The 17,132-nt window shown below is 70.7% G+C and carries 19 protein-coding genes; 8 read left to right on the top strand and 11 right to left on the bottom strand.

Translation table 11 applies throughout. From position 1 onward, the window contains the following. The first annotated feature begins 85 nt into the window (after window positions 1-85). Complete coding sequence (locus Acor_RS31525) at window positions 86-1,417, top strand: acetyl-CoA carboxylase biotin carboxylase subunit (RefSeq protein WP_155340416.1); 1,332 nt, start codon at window positions 86-88, stop codon at window positions 1,415-1,417. Window positions 1,418-1,444: 27 nt separating this feature from the next. Further along, window positions 1,445-1,657, top strand: a complete 213-nt coding sequence (locus tag Acor_RS31530) for a biotin/lipoyl-binding carrier protein (protein WP_155340417.1) — start codon at window positions 1,445-1,447, stop codon at window positions 1,655-1,657. Here Acor_RS31530 and Acor_RS31535 read toward each other — a convergent pair. Continuing rightward, entirely contained in the window at window positions 1,647-2,030 is a 384-nt protein-coding gene (locus Acor_RS31535; RefSeq protein ID WP_155340418.1) for a thioesterase family protein, read from the bottom strand. The genes Acor_RS31530 and Acor_RS31535 overlap by 11 nt on opposite strands. A gap of 23 nt (window positions 2,031-2,053) precedes the next feature. Between Acor_RS31535 and bsaP the strand changes: the two genes are divergently transcribed. After that, complete coding sequence (gene bsaP, locus Acor_RS46665) at window positions 2,054-2,236, top strand: biotin synthase auxiliary protein BsaP (protein WP_479688463.1); 183 nt, start codon at window positions 2,054-2,056, stop codon at window positions 2,234-2,236. A gap of 146 nt (window positions 2,237-2,382) precedes the next feature. Further along, window positions 2,383-3,963, top strand: coding sequence for a serine/threonine-protein kinase (locus Acor_RS31540; RefSeq protein WP_155340419.1), 1,581 nt, complete (start codon window positions 2,383-2,385; stop codon window positions 3,961-3,963). Here the strand turns inward: Acor_RS31540 and Acor_RS31545 are convergent. From Acor_RS31545 to Acor_RS31570, 6 genes are all read right to left on the bottom strand, one after another. Beyond that, entirely contained in the window at window positions 3,960-5,594 is a 1,635-nt protein-coding gene (locus Acor_RS31545; RefSeq protein ID WP_155340420.1) for an acetolactate synthase, read from the bottom strand. The genes Acor_RS31540 and Acor_RS31545 overlap by 4 nt on opposite strands. 77 nt (window positions 5,595-5,671) lie before the next feature. Then, window positions 5,672-6,700 carry a biotin synthase BioB gene (gene bioB, locus Acor_RS31550; protein ID WP_155340421.1) on the bottom strand — a complete coding sequence of 343 codons (1,029 nt, stop codon included), beginning with the start codon at window positions 6,698-6,700 and terminating at the stop codon, window positions 5,672-5,674. A gap of 52 nt (window positions 6,701-6,752) precedes the next feature. Then, window positions 6,753-7,895 (bottom strand): RCC1 domain-containing protein, encoded by a 1,143-nt coding sequence (locus Acor_RS31555; RefSeq protein ID WP_155340422.1) that lies wholly within the window; start codon window positions 7,893-7,895, stop codon window positions 6,753-6,755. A gap of 103 nt (window positions 7,896-7,998) precedes the next feature. Continuing rightward, a complete protein-coding gene (gene bioD, locus Acor_RS31560) occupies window positions 7,999-8,721 on the bottom strand; it encodes a dethiobiotin synthase (RefSeq protein WP_155340423.1) in 723 nt (240 codons plus the stop codon). Window positions 8,722-8,752: 31 nt separating this feature from the next. Continuing rightward, window positions 8,753-9,472, bottom strand: a complete 720-nt coding sequence (locus Acor_RS31565) for a GntR family transcriptional regulator (RefSeq protein WP_155340424.1) — start codon at window positions 9,470-9,472, stop codon at window positions 8,753-8,755. Continuing rightward, window positions 9,469-10,617, bottom strand: coding sequence for an 8-amino-7-oxononanoate synthase (locus tag Acor_RS31570; protein ID WP_155340425.1), 1,149 nt, complete (start codon window positions 10,615-10,617; stop codon window positions 9,469-9,471). The genes Acor_RS31565 and Acor_RS31570 overlap by 4 nt, the downstream gene beginning before the upstream one ends. Window positions 10,618-10,684: 67 nt before the next feature. On the opposite strand from Acor_RS31570, the gene Acor_RS31575 reads away from it, so the two are divergent. Then, on the top strand, window positions 10,685-12,142 hold the full coding sequence (locus tag Acor_RS31575; RefSeq protein ID WP_155340426.1) for a PAS domain-containing sensor histidine kinase: 1,458 nt from the start codon (window positions 10,685-10,687) through the stop codon (window positions 12,140-12,142). A 123-nt stretch (window positions 12,143-12,265) separates the two neighbouring features. On the opposite strand, the gene Acor_RS31580 is transcribed toward Acor_RS31575, so the two are convergent. Both Acor_RS31580 and Acor_RS31585 read right to left on the bottom strand, forming a co-directional pair. Further along, window positions 12,266-12,520: a WhiB family transcriptional regulator gene (locus tag Acor_RS31580; RefSeq protein ID WP_155340427.1), complete on the bottom strand. Its 255-nt coding sequence runs from the start codon at window positions 12,518-12,520 to the stop codon at window positions 12,266-12,268. A 274-nt stretch (window positions 12,521-12,794) separates the two neighbouring features. Continuing rightward, window positions 12,795-13,808 carry a diacylglycerol/lipid kinase family protein gene (locus Acor_RS31585; protein WP_155340428.1) on the bottom strand — a complete coding sequence of 338 codons (1,014 nt, stop codon included), beginning with the start codon at window positions 13,806-13,808 and terminating at the stop codon, window positions 12,795-12,797. A gap of 50 nt (window positions 13,809-13,858) precedes the next feature. On the opposite strand from Acor_RS31585, the gene Acor_RS31590 reads away from it, so the two are divergent. Beyond that, window positions 13,859-14,221: a hypothetical protein gene (locus Acor_RS31590; RefSeq protein WP_246239397.1), complete on the top strand. Its 363-nt coding sequence runs from the start codon at window positions 13,859-13,861 to the stop codon at window positions 14,219-14,221. A gap of 72 nt (window positions 14,222-14,293) precedes the next feature. On the opposite strand, the gene Acor_RS31595 is transcribed toward Acor_RS31590, so the two are convergent. After that, the gene (locus Acor_RS31595; protein ID WP_155340430.1) at window positions 14,294-14,659 is read right to left on the bottom strand and encodes a hypothetical protein; all 366 of its coding nucleotides are present in this window, start codon (window positions 14,657-14,659) and stop codon (window positions 14,294-14,296) included. A gap of 210 nt (window positions 14,660-14,869) precedes the next feature. On the opposite strand from Acor_RS31595, the gene Acor_RS31600 reads away from it, so the two are divergent. Continuing rightward, a complete protein-coding gene (locus tag Acor_RS31600) occupies window positions 14,870-15,814 on the top strand; it encodes a hypothetical protein (protein ID WP_155340431.1) in 945 nt (314 codons plus the stop codon). 84 nt (window positions 15,815-15,898) lie between these two features. Continuing rightward, a complete protein-coding gene (locus Acor_RS31605) occupies window positions 15,899-16,279 on the top strand; it encodes a roadblock/LC7 domain-containing protein (RefSeq protein WP_155340432.1) in 381 nt (126 codons plus the stop codon). 64 nt (window positions 16,280-16,343) lie between these two features. Here Acor_RS31605 and Acor_RS31610 read toward each other — a convergent pair whose 3' ends face one another. Continuing rightward, entirely contained in the window at window positions 16,344-17,123 is a 780-nt protein-coding gene (locus Acor_RS31610) for an RNA polymerase sigma factor SigF (protein WP_174876227.1), read from the bottom strand. Between the last annotated feature and the right edge of the window lie 9 nt (window positions 17,124-17,132).

The following is a 17,132-nucleotide window of genomic DNA, read 5'->3' on the forward strand; positions in this document are numbered from 1 at the left end:
TGTGGGTTTCCTACAGTTCCAGGCCGGGTGATCGGTGGTTTGCGATGTACGGCTGACAACAGGCACTGCCCGTAGGGTTGGCTGCGTGTTCGACTCTGTACTGATCGCCAATCGTGGTGAGATCGCGCGCCGGATCAGCCGGACCGTCCGCGGCCTGGGCCTGCGGGCCGTCGCCGTGTACTCGGAGGCCGACGCCGAACTGCCGTTCGTGCTCGAAGCCGACCAGGCCATCCTGATCGGCCCGGCCAATCCCGCGCAGAGCTACCTGGACCAGGACAAGGTCCTACAGGCCGCGCGGGACTCGGGCGTGCAGGCGATCCATCCCGGCTACGGCTTCTTCTCCGAGAACGCGGACTTCGCGCAGGCGGTCCTGGACGCCGGCCTCACCTGGATCGGCCCGTCGCCGGACGCGATCCGCCGGATGGGCGACAAAATCAACGCGCGGAACCTGATGGAGGCCGCCGGGGTCCCGGTGGCCGCGGGCACCCGCGAGCCGGTGACCGAGCCAGGCGCGGCCGCGGCCGCCGCCGAGCGGATCGGCTACCCGGTCATGGTGAAGACCGCCGGGGGCGGCGGCGGCATCGGCATGGGCGTCGCCTACGACGAGGCGTCCCTGGCCAAGGCCTTCGAGCAGGCCTCCCGGGCGGCGGCCAGGTTCGGCGGCAGCCCCGCCATCCTGCTGGAGCGCTATATCGAGCGGGCCCGCCACGTCGAGGTCCAGATCCTCGGCCTGGCCGACGGCACCGTGATCGCGCTGGGCGAGCGGGACTGCTCGGTCCAGCGGCGGCACCAGAAGGTCGTCGAGGAGTCCCCGTCGCCCGGCATCACCCCCGAGCTGCGCGCCCGCATGCTGGCGGCGGCCGTCCGGACCGGCGAGGCGGTCGGCTACCGGGGCGCCGGCACGGTCGAGTGCCTGGTCGACGCCGACGCGCAGGACTTCGTGTTCCTGGAGATGAACACCCGCCTCCAGGTCGAGCACCCGGTCACCGAACTCGTCACCGGCGTGGACCTGGTCGAGGCCCAACTGCGCATCGCGGCGGGCGAGGACCTGCGGATCGACGCCACGCCGTCCGGCCACGCCATCGAGTTCCGGGTCTACGCGGAGGACCCGAAGCGGTTCTTCCCCGGCCCCGGCCAGATCACCGTGTGGAAGGAGCCGACCGGCGAGGGCGTCCGGGTCGACTCCGGCTACGTCGAGGGCAACACGGTGACACCCTTCTACGACCCGCTGATGGCCAAACTCTGTGTGTACGGCCAGACCCGCGCAGCAGCCCTGGACCGGGCCCGCGTCGCGGTGGCCTCGTTCGCGCTCGAAGGCCCCAAGAACAACCTGCCGTTCTGCGCGGAACTGCTGGACCACCCCGAGTTCGTCAGCGGGGACTACGACACCGGCCTGGTGTCCCGCATGAGATCGTGATCAGGAAAGATTGAAGGGGAGACAACCATGGCTGAAGTGCGCGCGGAGATGGTGGCGAACGTCTGGAAGGTCGTCGTCGCCCCCGGGGACGCGGTCGAGGACGGCGACACCCTGGTCATCCTGGAGTCCATGAAGATGGAGATCCCGGTGCTGGCCGAGGACGCCGGTGTGGTGGCACAGCTGAAGGTGGCCGAGGGCGACGTGATCCAGGAAGGCGACCTGATCGCCGTTATTGAGTGATTCTGGCCAGGAAACGGGCGCGGTCGACCAGCATGCGTTCGATGGTGGCGGTGAACACGAGCGTGCCGTGCCGGTCGACCGCGGTGACCGAGAAGACCAGCCGTCTCCCCTCCACCTCGGTCAGCTCGGCGGCGATCTCGACGTGCGCGCCGACGCCGCTGGCGGCCAGGTGGCTGAGTTCGACGCGGGTGCCGACCGTGGTCTGGCCGGGTTCCAGCTCCTTGGCGATGGCCACCGTGGTGACGCCTTCTGCGAAGGCGAGCAGCCTCGGGGTGGCGAGCACGGGGACGTCTCCGCTGCCGGCCGCGATGGCGGTGTCGTCGCGCTCGACCATGATCAGCCGGGTGGCGCGGAGGCCGGGTGCCAGAGTCATGTGGGCGATTGTAGGGGAGCGCTGTGAATACCTACTGTGACCATTGCGGCGAGGCGGTGGATGTGGGCGATCATGATGCCTGCCGTACCGCGCGGGTGATGGAGCCGCCGCGATACTGCGGCGCGTGCCGCCGGAGAATGGTCGTGCAGGTCACGCCGACCGGGTGGACGGCGCGCTGCGCCGAGCACGGCGTGATTGCCTCCTGACCAGTTTTGCGGGGGTAAAATCCATTCGTCGGTGGCCCGCTACACTTCCGCACAGGGTCTGTGACCGTGACGTGACCCGCCCGCGATGCCGATCTGCTTGGTTGGACAACTCCGGGGTGGAGTGATTTAGGGGGTACAGGGGCACCATGGTTGCCCAAGGGACGACGCTCGACGGGCGCTACCGCTTGGACGTCCGAATCGGCGCCGGTGGTATGGGCGAGGTGTGGCGGGGCGAGGACACGGTTCTGGCGCGCACCGTCGCTGTCAAGGTGCTGCTCCCGGGCCGCCTGGACGATCCCGGTTTCGGGGTGCGCTTCCAGCACGAGGCCCGCGCGATGGCGACCATCAACCACCCTGGCGTCGTCGACGTCTACGACTTCGGCGTCACCGAGGTCCCCGGCGACGGCGCCACCGCCTACCTGGTGATGAAGTTCGTGGACGGCGAGCCGCTGGACCGGCTGCTGTCCCGGCTCGGCCGGATCCGCCCGGAACCGGCGATGGAGCTGATCGCCCAGGCCGCCGCCGCGCTGCAGGCCGTGCACGACCGCGGCATCGTGCACCGCGACGTCAAACCCGGCAACCTGCTGGTCCGGCCGGACGGCACACTGGTGCTCACCGACTTCGGCATCGCGCGCTCGGACGCGGCCAGCCGCCTCACCGACGCGGGCATGGTGCTCGGCACGGCCGCCTACTGCGCGCCGGAGCAGGCCGAGGGCGAGCCGGTCACGTTCGCGGTGGACATCTACGCGCTGGGCGTGGTCGCGTACGAGTGCGTGCGCGGGCGACGCCCCTTCGAGGGCGACACGCCGGTCACGATCGCGCTCAAGCACATCCGCGAGATGCCGCCGCCGCTGCCCGCCGACATCCCGCCCGCCATCCGTCACGTGGTCGAGCGCGCCCTGTCCAAGGCCCCGGCCGACCGCTGGCCGACCGCCCTGGCGATGAGCCAGGCCGCGTCGGCGTCGATCAACGCCGCCGGTCCTGTCTCCGCCGTGTTCCCCGAGCAGTACCCGCAGACCGGCGGCTTCGCGGCCGGCCAGGGCTACAGCGGGCCCGCGACCGGGATGACCGGCTGGAACGAGGAGGTCCGGCTGGGCGAGGCGCCCACCGGGATCACCGCCGTCACCCCGCAGCAGCAGCCCAACCGGCCGTCCCGCCGGGCCGCCAGGAAGCTGGGCAAGGGCCCGGTCATCGCGGCGGCCGTGGTCGGGGTCGCGCTCGTCTCGGGGCTCGCGGTGCTCGGCGCCAACATGGTCGCCAACGCGGACCCTGAGCCCACGCAGATACCGCAGGGCGGCGTGGTAACCGACACGCCGAGCCCGTCACCGTCCAAGACCAAGCCGTCGCCACGCCGGTCGCCGACGCCCACGCCGTCGCCGACCCGGGAGACGCCCACGCCCAGCGTGACACCGTCCATCGACAAGCCGACGCCCACCCCGACGCCGAAGGCCACCCCCAAGCCGACACCGACGCCGTCGCCCACCCCGAAGGGGCCGACCAAGCGGGTGCCCACGCTGTGGCAGAAGACCGAGGCGCAGGCCAACACCATCCTGCTGAACGCCGGGTTCCGGGCCAAGTTCACCTTCGACGGCGACGGCGACTGCACCACGGTGTACAAGCAGGTTCCGCAGGCGAACACCCTGGCCCCGCTCAACTCGACCGTGATCGTGTCGGTGCGCCGGATGGCGTGCCCGTCGGTCACGCCATCCCCCACGCCGAGCCCCTAAACGCCGGTCGTGGTCCGCGGGTAGGCGACTTCCGGGTCGGTGGCGATGTTCACCAGGTACGGCACGCCCGAGTCGAAGGCGCGCTGCAACGCCGGGCCGATGTCGGACGGCTTGGTGACCAGTTCGCCGCCGCCGCCCAGAGCTGTGACCACCTGGTCGTAGCGGGCCTGCGGTTGCAGGTCGGCGGCCACGTCGTAGCCGTACAGCATCCGCATCGGGTGCTTCTCCAGGCCCCACATGCCGTTGTTGCCGCAGACCATCACGACCGGCAGGTTGTGCCTGACCAGGGTGTCCACGTCCATCAGCGAGAAGCCGGCCGCGCCGTCGCCGAGGAGCAGGACGACCTGGGAGGACGGGCGGGCCAGCCGGGCCGCGATGGAGTAGCCCAGGCCGGTGCCCAGGCAGCCGTACGGGCCCGGGTCGAGCCAGTTGCCGGGGTTGCGTGGTTCGACGTACTTGCCGGCGTAGGAGACGAAGTCGCCGCCGTCGCCGATGACCACGGCGTCGTCGGCCAGCTGGCGGTTGAGCTCGCCGTACACGCGCATGGGGTGGATCGGGTCGGAGTCGGACTCCAGCAGGCCGGTGTCGGCGGCGATGGCCGCGGCGGCGGCCTCGCGCAGCTTCTCGGCCCAGTCGGCGCGCGGGGTGACGCCCGCGGTGGCGCAGGCCTGGGTGAGGGCCCAGAACAGCATCGACAGGTCCCCTGCCGCCGAACCGGCCAGGCCGGTGTGGGTGGCCAGCTGGGACGGCGCGTCGGCCAGGTGCACGACGCGGGCCAGCGGAGCACCGTTCTTGCCGCCGAACCAGCCGTAGCCGAGCCGGAAGTCCAGCGGGGCGCCGGCCACGATGACCAGGTCGGCCTGGCCGAACGCGAGCCCCCTGGCCCGGGTGGCCAGCAGCTCGTGCCCGGCGGGCAGGATGCCGCGGCCCTGGCCGTTGGGGATCACCGGCAGCCGGAACTCCTCGGCGAAGTCCCGGGCGGCCTCCTCGGCGCGGTCCATCCAGACGTCGGAGCCGAGCACCAGCACCGGGCGCTCCGCCTCGGCCAGCAGGCGGGCGATCTCGGCCAGCCGGTCCGGGTCGGGCTCCAGCGGGGACGGCGCGAGCGTCTCGGTGACCCGCTCGGCGGCCGGGGCGAACAGGTGGTCCATGTAGAAGTCCAGGAACACCGGGCCGCGGTGCGGGGCCAGCGCGGTGCGGAACGCCATCTCCACGTCCTGGCCGATCGCGTCCGCGCCGGAACCGGTGAAGGCCAGCTTGGTGATCGACTCGAACAGCGGCGGGTGGTCCATCTCCTGGAGCGCGCCGGAACCCCAGCGGGACGCGGGCGCGCGGCCGCCCAGGACGACCACGGGGGAGCCGTTGAAATGCGCGGTCGCGACGCCCGACACGCCGTTGGTGATGCCGGGGCCCGCGGTCAGGACCGCCAGGCCCGGTTTGCGGGTCAGCCGCGCGGTCGCCTCGGCGGCGAAGACGGCGCTCTGCTCGTGGCGCACGTCCAGAATCCGCATGTTCTCGTGAACGGCGCCGTCGTATAACGGGAAGACGTGGCCGCCCGACAGCGTGAACATGGTGTCGACGCCGTATGCCTGGGAGACGGCGACCGCGATGTCGCCGGCATGCTTGTCCATGCGCTGAAACCTACCAGTGGGTTAACTAGTGGGGCAGGAGATGTTCATGCTTCCCGCCCCGCTCGCGTTCATGCCTGTCAGAGCGTCTGGGAAAGCGCCTTGATCGGCATCTTCAGGTCGACGAGCAACCCGAGGTCCTGCTCGGCCGAGCGGCCCAGGGTGGTCAGGTAGTTGCCGACGATGATGGCGTTGATGCCGCCGAGCATGCCGTCCCTGGTGCCGAGGTCGCCCAGGGTGAGCTCACGGCCGCCCGCGTAGCGCAGGATCGTGCGGGGCAGCGCCAGCCGGAAGGTGGCGATGGTCTTGAGCGCCTCGGTGCCGTCGACCAGCGGGTAGTCGGCGAACGGGGTGCCGGGGCGCGGGTTGAGGAAGTTGAGCGGCACCTCATCCGGCTCCAGTTCGCCCAGCTGGGCGGCGAACTCGGCGCGCTGCTCGACCGTCTCGCCCATGCCGATGATGCCGCCGCAGCACAGCTCCATGCCGGCCTCGCGGACCATCAGGCAGGTGTCCCAGCGCTCCTCCCAGGTGTGCGTGGTCACCACCTTGGCGAAGTGCGACTCGCAGGTCTCCAGGTTGTGGTTGTAGCGGTGCACGCCCATCGCGGCCAGCTCGTCCACCTGCTCCTGGGTGAGCATGCCGAGCGAGCAGGCGACGTTGATGTCGACCGCTGCTCTGATCGCCTTGACGCCCTCCCTGACCTGCTCCATCAGGCGCCGGTCCGGCCCGCGTACGGCGGCGACGATGCAGAACTCGGTCGCGCCGGTGGCGGCCGTCTCCACCGCCGCCTGGACCAGGGAGGGGATGTCCAGCCAGACGGCCCGCACCGGCGAGCTGAACTGCCCCGACTGCGAGCAGAAGTGGCAGTCCTCCGGGCAGCCGCCCGTCTTCAGCGAGATGATCCCCTCGACCTCCACCTCCGGCCCGCACCATTTCATCCGCACCTCGTGCGCGAGCGCCAGCAACTCGGCCACCCGCTCGTCGGGCAGGGTCAGGCAGGCGAGCGCCTGTTCCCTGGAGAGCCCCCGCCCCTCCTCCAGAACCTGCCGCCGCGCGACATCGAGAATGTCGCCCTGAACCTCACTGCGAATCTCCGCGGTCTCCGTCACAGGCCAAAGCCTAAGGGTGAGCCAATTCCCACGGGCTCCAACCCACCGGGGATCAGAACGTGACGGCCACGGTGTGGTCGCGCCCGGCGGTGACCTGGGCCACGTGGTGCAGGCCAGGACCGGTGGTGAACACGTTGCCCTGGGTGAAGGTGCCGTTGCCCAGCTGTCCCTTGGCGTTGCGTCCGGTGGTCCAGAGCCGGCCGTCGCCGCTCACGGCCAGGCTGAAGGAGTGGCCGGCGGCGGCGTCCACGACCGGGAGGCGGACCGCGATCCGTTTGGGGGTGCTGCGGCCCATCGCGAGGCCGTCGCCCAGTTCGCCGAACGCGCCGTGTCCCCAGCTCCACAGGGTGCGGTCGGACCGCACCGCCAGGCTGTGCATGCCGCCGGCGGCCACGTCCACGCAGGTGCACGAGAAGACCGGCACCGGGCTCAGCGCGTCGTTGCTCACGGAGGTGGCCAGCTGGCCGGCGCCGTTGTCGCCCCAGCCCCAGACCCGGCCGTCGGTGCGCAGGGCGAGGACGTGCCTGCCGCCCGCCGAGATCTGGCGCACCCCGGTCAGCGACGTGACCAGGGACGGAGTCGGCCGGTCGCCGGTGACGCCCAGGCCCAGGGTGCCCTCGCTGTTGGCCCCCCAGGTCCAGACCTCGCCGGTCTCGGTCCTCGCCGTGGAGAAGTCACGGCCCGCCGACACGGCCGCGATGGCGGGCAGGCCGGTGGACTGGGTGACGGGGACCGGCAGGGTCCGCGGCTTATGGGTGCCGTCGCCCAGTTGTCCCCGCGCGTTGTCCCCCCAGGTCCAGACCGTGCCGTCGGCGGTGACCGCCATCGAGAAGCCCCAACCGGCGGAGACGTCCACGACGCCGGTCAGGCCGTCCACCCGGGCGGGCTTGATGGTGGCGCCGGTGGAGGTGGTGCCGTTGCCGAGCTCGCCGTGCTCGTTGGAGCCCCACGTCCAGACCGAATTGGACTCGCCGATCGCGAGGGTATGGGTCCACCCGGCCGCGATCTTGGTGAAGTGGTCGAGTCCGGGGATCGGTCCCGGGGTGGGGCGGGCGCCGACGGTGCCGTCGGCGAACTGGCCGAACTCGTTGCTGCCCCAGGCGTAGGGCTTGGAGCCGTATTGGACGTCCGCGGCGGCCGGCTGGCTCGCGAACGTGGCGACGAGCGAGGCCGCCAAGATTAACCCGAACCTCATGGATGATCACGATTCCCGGTGGGTTTGTGGAACTCCATGGGAACCCGGGGTGAGGGCGCTGCCCAGCACCACTCACCGGCGAATGAGACGGCCGAGTGGTCCTTCAGTGGGGCAGGGCGAAGGTCGACCGGAAGGTCTGGGCGTCGAAGGCGCCGCCCAGGCTCGGGCCGAGGGAGCGGTGCGCCAGGTCGCGGAAGCCGGCTGCCGGGAGGTCGCCCGCCGCTTCCGGGATGGCGCCGGTGAGCGGGCGGGCCGCCAGCATTTCGAGGTCGGGCACGTTGCAGCGGTCGGCGAGGCCGGGGTGGCGAGGCCAGGAGCCGATCACGACGCCGGCCAGTTCGAGGCCGCGGTTGGCGAGCACCTCCAGGGTCAGCGCCGTGTGGTTCAGGGTGCCCAGGCCCGAGCGCGCCACGACCAGCACCGGGACCTGGAGCGCGTGGGCGAGGTCCGCGATCGTGCCGCCCTCCTCGTCGAAGCGGACGAGCAGGCCGCCGGCGCCTTCGACCAGGACCAGCCGGTGGGAGTCGGCCAGCTCGCTGATCCGGGACGCCGCCGAGCTCAGGGAGAGCGGCGGCAGGCCCGAGGCGCGTGCGGCGGCGGCCGGGGCCAGCGGGTCCGGGTAGCGGGAGAACTCGAAGGTCGTCGTCACACCCGCCAGGCGGATGATGTCGTCCAGGTCCCCGGGTTCGCCGGGGGCGACTCCGGTCTGCGCGGGCTTCACGATCGCGACCGACGAGCCTCGGGCGACGGCCAGCGCCGCTATCGCGGCGGTGACCACCGTCTTGCCGACACCCGTATCGGTTCCCGCAATCACCAGCACGCTCATTCGCCCCACCTTAGGGGTGCACCCGTCCCGGCTATGGGCGGCGCAAGCGGGTGACGAATTTGTAGCGGTCACCGCGGTAGAGGGATTGCGCCCATTCGACCGGGTTGCCGTCGGCGTCGAAGGCGTGGCGGGTGAGCAGCAGCATCGGGAGGCCCACGTCCACGCCGAGGACCTGGGCGTCGTAGGGGGTGGCCAGCACGGTCTCGATGATTTCCTCGGCGTCGGTGAGACGGACGCTGTAGGCGTTGTGCAGGGTCTCGTAGAGGGAGGGGTGGCCTTCGAGCTCGCGGCGGAGGCGGGGGAAGCGGCGGGCCGAGAGGTGGGTGGTGTCGATGGACATGGGTTCGCCGTTGGCGAGGCGGAGGCGGTGGATGCGCAGGACGCGTCCGCCCGGGTTGATGGCCAGGCGGCGGCCCAGGCTCTCGTCCGCGGTGATGTAGCTGATGTCGAGGATCTTGGTGTCCGGTTCGAGGCCGACCGTGCGCAGGTCCTGGACGTAGGAGGTCAGCTGGAGGACCTGGGCGACCTTGGGCTGGGCGACGAAGGTGCCCTTGCCCTGGATGCGGAGCAGGCGGCCCTCGACGACCAGTTCGGTGAGCGCCTGCCGTACCGTCGTGCGCGAGGTTTCGAAGCGCACGGCCAGCGTCCGCTCCGGGGGGAGCGCGCTGCCGGCGGAGAGGCTCTTGGTCAGTTCGAGCAGGCTGCGCTTGACGTCGTAGTACTTCGGCACCCGGGGAGTGTCTTCGGTCACGCGGTCACCTTCGTTCCGGCCACGGCGGCGAGCGCGCGCCCGATCACCGCGAGATCATCGCACCCCAGATTGGCCCGAGCGGTCAACCTAAGACAAGAGCGACCTTGCGGGACGGACGGCGGACGGAAACATCCGACCCTGACCCCATACTCCGCGCACAGCGCCGCGGCGGCCAGCGCGGCCTGCGGCGCGCCCAGCACCACGGGCACCACGGCGGCGGCCGGATCCGCGCTCTCCAGGCCCAGGTCGCGGGCCAGAGCGGCCAGCTCCCGAGCCCGCGACCTGGCCTGTTCCGGCAGGTCAGAGCCCTGATCCAGCAGATCGACCGCGGCCAGCGCGGCCGCCGCGCAGGCCGGGGCCAGACCGGTGTCGAAGATGAACGACCGGCCGGTGTCGATCAGCGTGTCGATCACGTCGGCCGCGGCCAGCACGGCGCCACCCTGCGCACCCAGGGACTTCGACAACGTGACGGTTCTCACAATGGAAGAATTCCCCGCCAGCCCGGCTTCGTGCACCGCGCCGCGTCCGTGCCGGCCGACCACCCCGAGCGCGTGCGCCTCGTCCACCACCAGCAGCGCCCCATGCCGTACGGCTGCCGCCGCCAGCCCCGGCAACGGCGCGAGATCCCCGTCCACCGAGAAGACCGCGTCGGTCACCACGACCGCCCGCTCCTCCGCCCGCTCGCCCAGCGCCCGCTCGACGGCCGCCACGTCCCCGTGCGGCGTCACCACCACCCGCGCCCTGGCCAGCCGGCAGGCGTCCACGATCGAGGCGTGGTTGCCCGCGTCCGACACCACCAGCCCGCCCCGCCCCAGCGTCGCCACCGCCGCCAGATTGGCCAGATACCCGGAGGAGAACACCAGCGCCCGCTCCGCCCCCGTGAAGGCCGCCAGCCGCGCCTCTAACTCCGCGTGCAGCAGCGTGCTGCCGGTGACCAGGCGGGACCCGGTGGACCCGGTGCCCCACTCGCGGGTGGCCGCCACGGCGGCCTCGATCAGGCGCGGGTCCCTGGACAGGCCGAGGTAGTCGTTGGAGGCCAGGTCGATCAGGCCGTCATGGTCGGGGTCCCGGGGGCGCAGGATCCGGCGCAGCCCCGCCCGCTCGCGCGCCGCCGTGTCCGCCCGCAGCTGGTCCAGGGGTTTCATGGAGGCATCCTGACAGGTCGCGTGGGTCGATTCGCTTTCGACCCGGCGAAGCACGCATCATGCACAGGTGCCCACTCTCAGCGATCTGGTCGTGAAACACAGTGACCTCGACTCGGCAGACCTCGAATGGATGCACTCGCTGGTCTCCGACTGGCAGCTGCTGGCCGACCTGTCCTTCGCCGACCTGATCCTCTGGATCCCCAGCCGGGAGGGATGGCTCGCGGTCGCCCAGATGCGCCCGACCACCGGTCCCACTGTCTACCACGACGACGTGGTCGGCTCCGTGGTGGCCAAGGGGGAACGTTCCCTGATCGAGACGGCCTGGAACGAGCGGCGGATCTGCCGGGAGGGCGACCCCGACTGGTCGACCGGGGTGCCGGTGCGGGAGGAGACCATCCCGGTGCGGCGGTCGCTGGAGGGCGACTTCATCGCGGTCATCCAGCGGTCCACGAACCTGTCGTCGGCGCGTACGCCGTCGCGGCTGGAGCTGACCTATCTGCAGAGCGCCTCGGATCTGGCCCAGATGGTGGCGGAGGGGCGGTTCCCGTTCGCGGAGGCCGAGCCGATGCTGGTGCGCTCGCCGCGGGTGGGGGACGGGCTGCTGCGGCTGGATCGGGCCGGGCGGGTGACGTACGCGTCGCCGAACGCGCTGTCCGCCTACCGGCGGCTGGGGCTCCACGCCGACCTGGTCGGTTCTGAGCTGGGCAAGACGACGGCGGATCTCTGCTACCGGGACGAGCCGATCAACGAGGATCTGATGCTGGTCGCCAGCGGGAAGGCGCCGCGCGAGACCGAGGTGGAGAAGGGCGGCACGGTGGTCCAGCTGCGGGCCATCCCGCTGATCGTGGGCGGCGGCAGGATCGGCGCGCTGGTCCTGGTCCGGGACGTGACCGAGCTGCGGCGGCGGGAGCGTGAGCTGCTCACCAAGGACGCCACCATCCGGGAGATCCACCACCGGGTGAAGAACAACCTGCAGACGGTGGCGGCGCTGCTGCGCCTGCAGGCGCGCCGGATGCGCATCCCGGAGGGCCGGGAGGCGCTGGAGGAGGCGGTGCGGCGGGTCGGCTCGATCGCGATCGTGCACGAGACGCTGGCGCAGATGCCGGAGGAGCTGGTCGAGTTCGACGACATCGCGGACCGGGTCATCTCGATGACGGCCGAGGTGTCGGTGACGCCGGCGATGGTCCGGCGGGTGGGCTCGTTCGGCATCCTGCCCGCGGCGGTGGCGACGCCGATCGCGATGGTCCTGACCGAACTGCTGCAGAACGCGGTGGAGCACGGTTTCCAGCACCAGACCGGCAGGGTGGAGGTGCTCGTGTCGCGGGATCAGGACCTGCTGGAGGTGGTCGTCGCCGACGCGGGCCGCGGCCTGCCCGAGGATTTCGATCTGGAGGTGAACTCCAACCTCGGCCTGCAGATCGTGCGCACGCTGGTGGTGGGAGAACTGTCCGGCCGGCTGGGAATCGCGCCGCGCCCCGGCGGCGGCACGGAGGTGACGCTCAGCATTCCGGTCAGTCCGGCATGAGCCATCGCCGGTGAATGCCGCCCATTGCCCATGTGACAAATGACATTCACCGGAATTGACGCGGAGCAAAGCCGCGCCCGACAATACGAAGATCAGTTTCAGCGAAATTTCGAGCGTTTTTAATCAGGCGGTGGCACGGGCCCGCGCGCGGGCGACCCGGCGCTTCACGGCGCGGCGTTCGTCTTCGCTCAGCCCGCCCCAGACACCGGCGTCCTGGCCGGATTCGAGGGCCCACTTGAGGCAGTGCTCGCTGACCGTGCACGCTCGGCAGACCTGCTTGGCCTCTTCGATCTGCATCAGCGCGGGCCCGGTGTTGCCGATCGGGAAGAACAGCTCGGGGTCCACGTCACGGCAGGCAGCGCGGTGGCGCCAGTCCATGCGTTCCACTCCTTCGTAAGTGGAGCCTCCACGGCTCCTGCACCTTTGTGAACTCTTTCACTAACTGGGGCGAACGCGTGCCCCCCGGAGTCGGGGCCCGTGTCCGCGATTGTGATCGCCGGGGACCCTCCGGAAGCTGTGGCTCCCGCAAAGGTCCTACGTTCCGACGTCGCGTTCAGCTTTTCAGGCACGCCTAGCGCACACAAGAGGTTTGGGAGAACGTTTTGCCGGTTATAGCTGTCGGATGCGTCACACTATGACCGCATGTAACGGGCTAGACCAGAACTTGTAACGCGTCCGGGATAGAGCGAAAAACCACCCGTTCCCGTTCACCCAGGTAATCGCCGTCAAGCTGGAAAGCGACCGGGCGTTCCGCTGACAAGGTGAACTCGGCCTCGTCATGCGCTTGCACGAGGTGTTTACCCGCCGGCAACCCAGCGCGCTCTCCGACGATCTGCCGGACGAGCCCCAGCATGGCAGGCAACCCCAGCCGCTGGAGGCCGATCAGGTCCAATCCGGTGTCGAATCCCGCCCACGGCGTCGGGTTGACCGGACGGTTTCCGATATACGTCCACGGCGCGGTGTTCGAGACGATCGCCAGGAAGATCCCGCGCTCGTCCGCGAGCCTCGGCCGGTGCAGCGTCATCGCGGGATGCCGCCGGTCCGTCATGAAGTAGTGCCGCAGCGCGGTGTTGACGTAGAGCGTCGGCGAAGCCCGGTAACCCGCGCTCCGCAGACCTTCCACCGCCCGGATGACCTCGGCGTCGTAGCCGAGCCCGGCACAGAATGTAAAGTAGCGAGACCCGCCCCCTGCCCGCCGCCGCGGTCCGCTGACATCCGACGCCCCGGCGATCTCGGCGGCCAGCCCGCCGCCGTCGCCCAGGGTCTCGTCCAGGTCCCAGGTCGCGTGGCCGAGGCTGATCGTGCGGTGCCGGCCGTCGCGCAGCGCCTCCAGGACGGCGCCGGTGGCCTCGATCGGATGGTTCGGCAGGCCCAGCGCGCGGGCCAGCACATTCGCGCTGCCCCCGGGGATGATGATCAGTTTGGGCCGGGCCTCGCCCGCCATCAGCCCGTTGGCCACCTCGTTGACCGTGCCGTCGCCCCCCAGTACGGCTACCGCGTCGAAACCCTTGGCCCCCGCCGTCCCCGCCAGCACGGCGGCGTGGCCGCGATAGCGGGTCTCCTCGACGGTGAGTTCCACGGCCGCGCCGAGGGCCCGGATCAGCACGTCGCGGGAGCGCCGGTTGGTGGAGGTCGCCTTGGGATTGACCAGGAGAAGAGCCCGCATGCCTGAAGGTTAGACCAGCGATAGGGTCGGCAACTGTGTCGAATCGTCCGGTGACCTTGACCGTGGCAGCCGCCGTACTGGCTCTGCAGGGCCTGACCGCCCTGGTGCTGGGCGGATATGTCCTTTACGAGATTGTGATCGGCCAGGGCGAGGACATCGGCAGCGCGTTCGCGCTGGCCGGGTTCGCGTTCGCCGTGGCGGCCGGTTTCGGCTGGGTGGCGCTGGGGACGCTGCGGGTGCTGCGGTGGAGCCGGGGCCCCGCGGTGGTGGCCCAGATCTTCGCGCTGCCGCTCGCGGTGACGCTGATCCAGTCGCAGCAGTACCTCTGGGGTGTCCCGCTGGTGGTCGCGGCCGCGGTGGCGCTGGTCACGCTGCTCGCCCCGCCGTCCACCAAGGCGCTGACGGACGACTAGGAACCGAGCCCGGCCGGGCAGCCCCACGCCGGTCCGACGAGCGGGACCGGCACTGCCCAGCGGGGCGAAGTTTCAGAGCGAGAGCTCGCGCTCGATGCGCTTGAGGTGGTGGCGGGCCAGCGCCAGGTTCGCGCGGTCCCGGTCCAGGACCAGGTAGAGGAACAGCTGCCCGCCTGGCGCGGCCAGCAGCCGGATGATGTGGTACTGCTTGTTCAGCGTGATCAGCATGTCCTCGATCGTGTCGTCGAGCGCCAGTGAGGCCATGGTCCGCAGCTTGGCCCGGACCACCTCGGTGTTTCCGGCGGCCGCCACCTCCAGGTCGAGGGCCCGGCCCCCGCCGATCGTTCCGAGCGACATTCCGCTCCCGTAGTCCACCAGCGCCGCGCCCTGCGCGCCGTCGATGGTCATGGCTTCCTTCAGTGCGGTTTCGATGTTCATAGAGCTCTTTCGACTCAGCGCGTGATCTGGCAGATCTGGCCCCCAGATAGGGGCTGGATGTCACACGCTCTTGCAGTTGTAGGGACATAAAGTACTCTTGCGGCCTCAGATAGTGAAGGGGACATAGTGTGCAGAGTGACAAGCCGCCCGGTTAACACCCCCTGACCGACCCCGACCCCCCCGCTGGCACCATCACGCAGGACGTCAAACGTGAACGGGCAATACTCCAACGGCCTCTCCACCCCTTCCACCGCGTCGCTGGACGACCTCGGCCCTGTCGGGGCGATGTTGCGTGAGCACGGGCGCGCCAACTTCTCCGGCCTGCTGCGGATCACCGGCAGCCCCGGCGGAACCGTGTTTCTCCGCGACGGTCTGGTCGTCGCCGCCTCGACCCCCGCCTCGCCGGGACCGGAATCGCTGCTGCTCAGGTCGGGCCGGATCAGCGAGGAGGCCTGGAACCTGGCCTTCACGGCCGGCGCCCCCTCCGGCCATCTGGCCGCGGAACTGGTCGGGCAGAGCGCCATCGGCTCGGCCGGGCTGGAGGTCGTCTGCCTGTCGGCCATCTTCGACGCGGTGTACGCGATGGAGCTGTTCGGGGTGGAGACCTGCGAACCCGAGACGACCGGCCCGAACGGGCTGCTCCCCCCTTTACCCGTCCTTCCGGGCATCACCACCGACCGCCTGGTCCGGGACCTCAGCCGCCGGATGGCCATGACCGCGGCCTGGGCGGAGATCGGGGTCACCGCCCACAGCCGCCCGGTCGCGCACCACCCGATCGCCGAACCGCAACTCCAGGCCGAGAAGATCCGCCACGACGTGCTGACGAAGTCCAACGGCCGCAGAACCCCCCGCGACATCGCCTTCGCGCTCGGCCAGGGCCTCTACGTGATCATGCAGGAGATCGCCTCGCTGGCCGAGGCCGGGCTGCTGGAACCCAGCCCGCCGGAGCTGCGGACCCGCCCGGCCGTGTCAGCCGAAGACCCGACGAAGCCCCCCTCGCTGCCGCAACGCCGGCGGGGCTCCAGCAAGGTCAACAAAGTGCTGCCACCCCAGACCGGCAAGCCGGACGGTCGCCGTCCGCTGCTTGGCCCGCGCATCCCGCCTGACCTCGCGGTGCGCCCAGACAAGAACCCTGACGATGAGCCGGAAGCCTGACATCCCGACCGCCCTAGCGCTCCAAGGGCCGTGAGAGGCGGCTTGGCACCACACTCCCGCACCAAAGAAATAGAAGGTCAGAACATGGCGCACAACGCGTTACTTTCCGAGTTGCATTGGCTTCGCGACCAAGTCACCGGGGTCATGGAATCCGCGGTCGCCACCGTGGACGGGCTGCTGGTGGTCGCCGACACCGACGGAGCTCAGCCGGAGGTGGTGTCCGCGCTCGCGGCGGCCACGCTGGGCCTGGGCAAGCGCACCGGCCACGAGGTCGGCATGGGCGAACTGCGTGAGGTGGTGATCCGCTGTCGCGGCGGATACATCGTCGTCTACGCGGTCGGGCAGGTGGCGCTGCTGGCGGTGCTGGCCGACGAGGGCTTGGACGTCGGCCGCCTGCACATCGAGTCCCGCCCGGCCGTGGAACGGCTGGGCGCCCTGCTCACGCAGGAGCACGCCGCGAACTGAGCGCGGGGTTGAACGTTGTCGCCACGAGCATGATCGACCGCGCGCACGCCGGGTGCGCGCGGTCTCAATCCTCGGCCGTCAGGCCTTCACGGAGCTGGGTGAGCGTGCGGGCCAGCAGCCGGGAGACGTGCATCTGCGAGATGCCCAGTTCGGTGGCGATCTGGGACTGGGTCATGTTGCCGAAGAACCGGAGCAGCAGAATGCGCTTCTCGCGCGGCGGCAGCCGTTCGAGTAGCGGTTTGAGCGATTCCCGGTATTCGACCCCTTCCAGTGACTCGTCCACGATGCCCAGCGAGTCGGACACGGCCGGCGCGTCGTCGTCGCCCGAGTCGGGCGCGTCCAGGGAGACCGTCGAGTAGGCGTTCGCCGACTCCAGGCCTTCCAGCACCTCTTCCTCGGTCATCTGCAGGTGCGCGGCCAGCTCGGCCACGGTGGGCGCGCGGCCCTCCCGCTGGGACAGCTCGCTGATCGCCTTGGTCAGCGACAGCTTGAGCTCCTGCAGGCGGCGCGGCACCCGGACCGCCCAGCCCTTGTCGCGGAAGTGCCGCTTGATCTCACCGACGATGGTCGGCGTCGCGTACGTCGAGAACTCCACACCCCGGCCCAGGTCGAACCGGTCGATCGACTTGATCAGGCCGATGGTGGCCACCTGGGTGAGGTCGTCCAGCCACTCGCCGCGGTTGCGGAACCGGCGGGCCAGATACTCCACCAGCGGCAGATGGAGCTCCACGAGCTCGTCACGGATGCGCTGACGGCGCGGGTCGTCGGTCGGCAGCTCCGCCAGCTCTCCGAACAGCGTGCGCGCGCGCACCCGATCCGGCACGCCGGAGTCGCTGGAGGCCATGGCACGGGT

Source organism: Acrocarpospora corrugata (assembly GCF_009687845.1).
Taxonomy (GTDB): Bacteria; Actinomycetota; Actinomycetes; order Streptosporangiales; family Streptosporangiaceae; genus Acrocarpospora; species Acrocarpospora corrugata.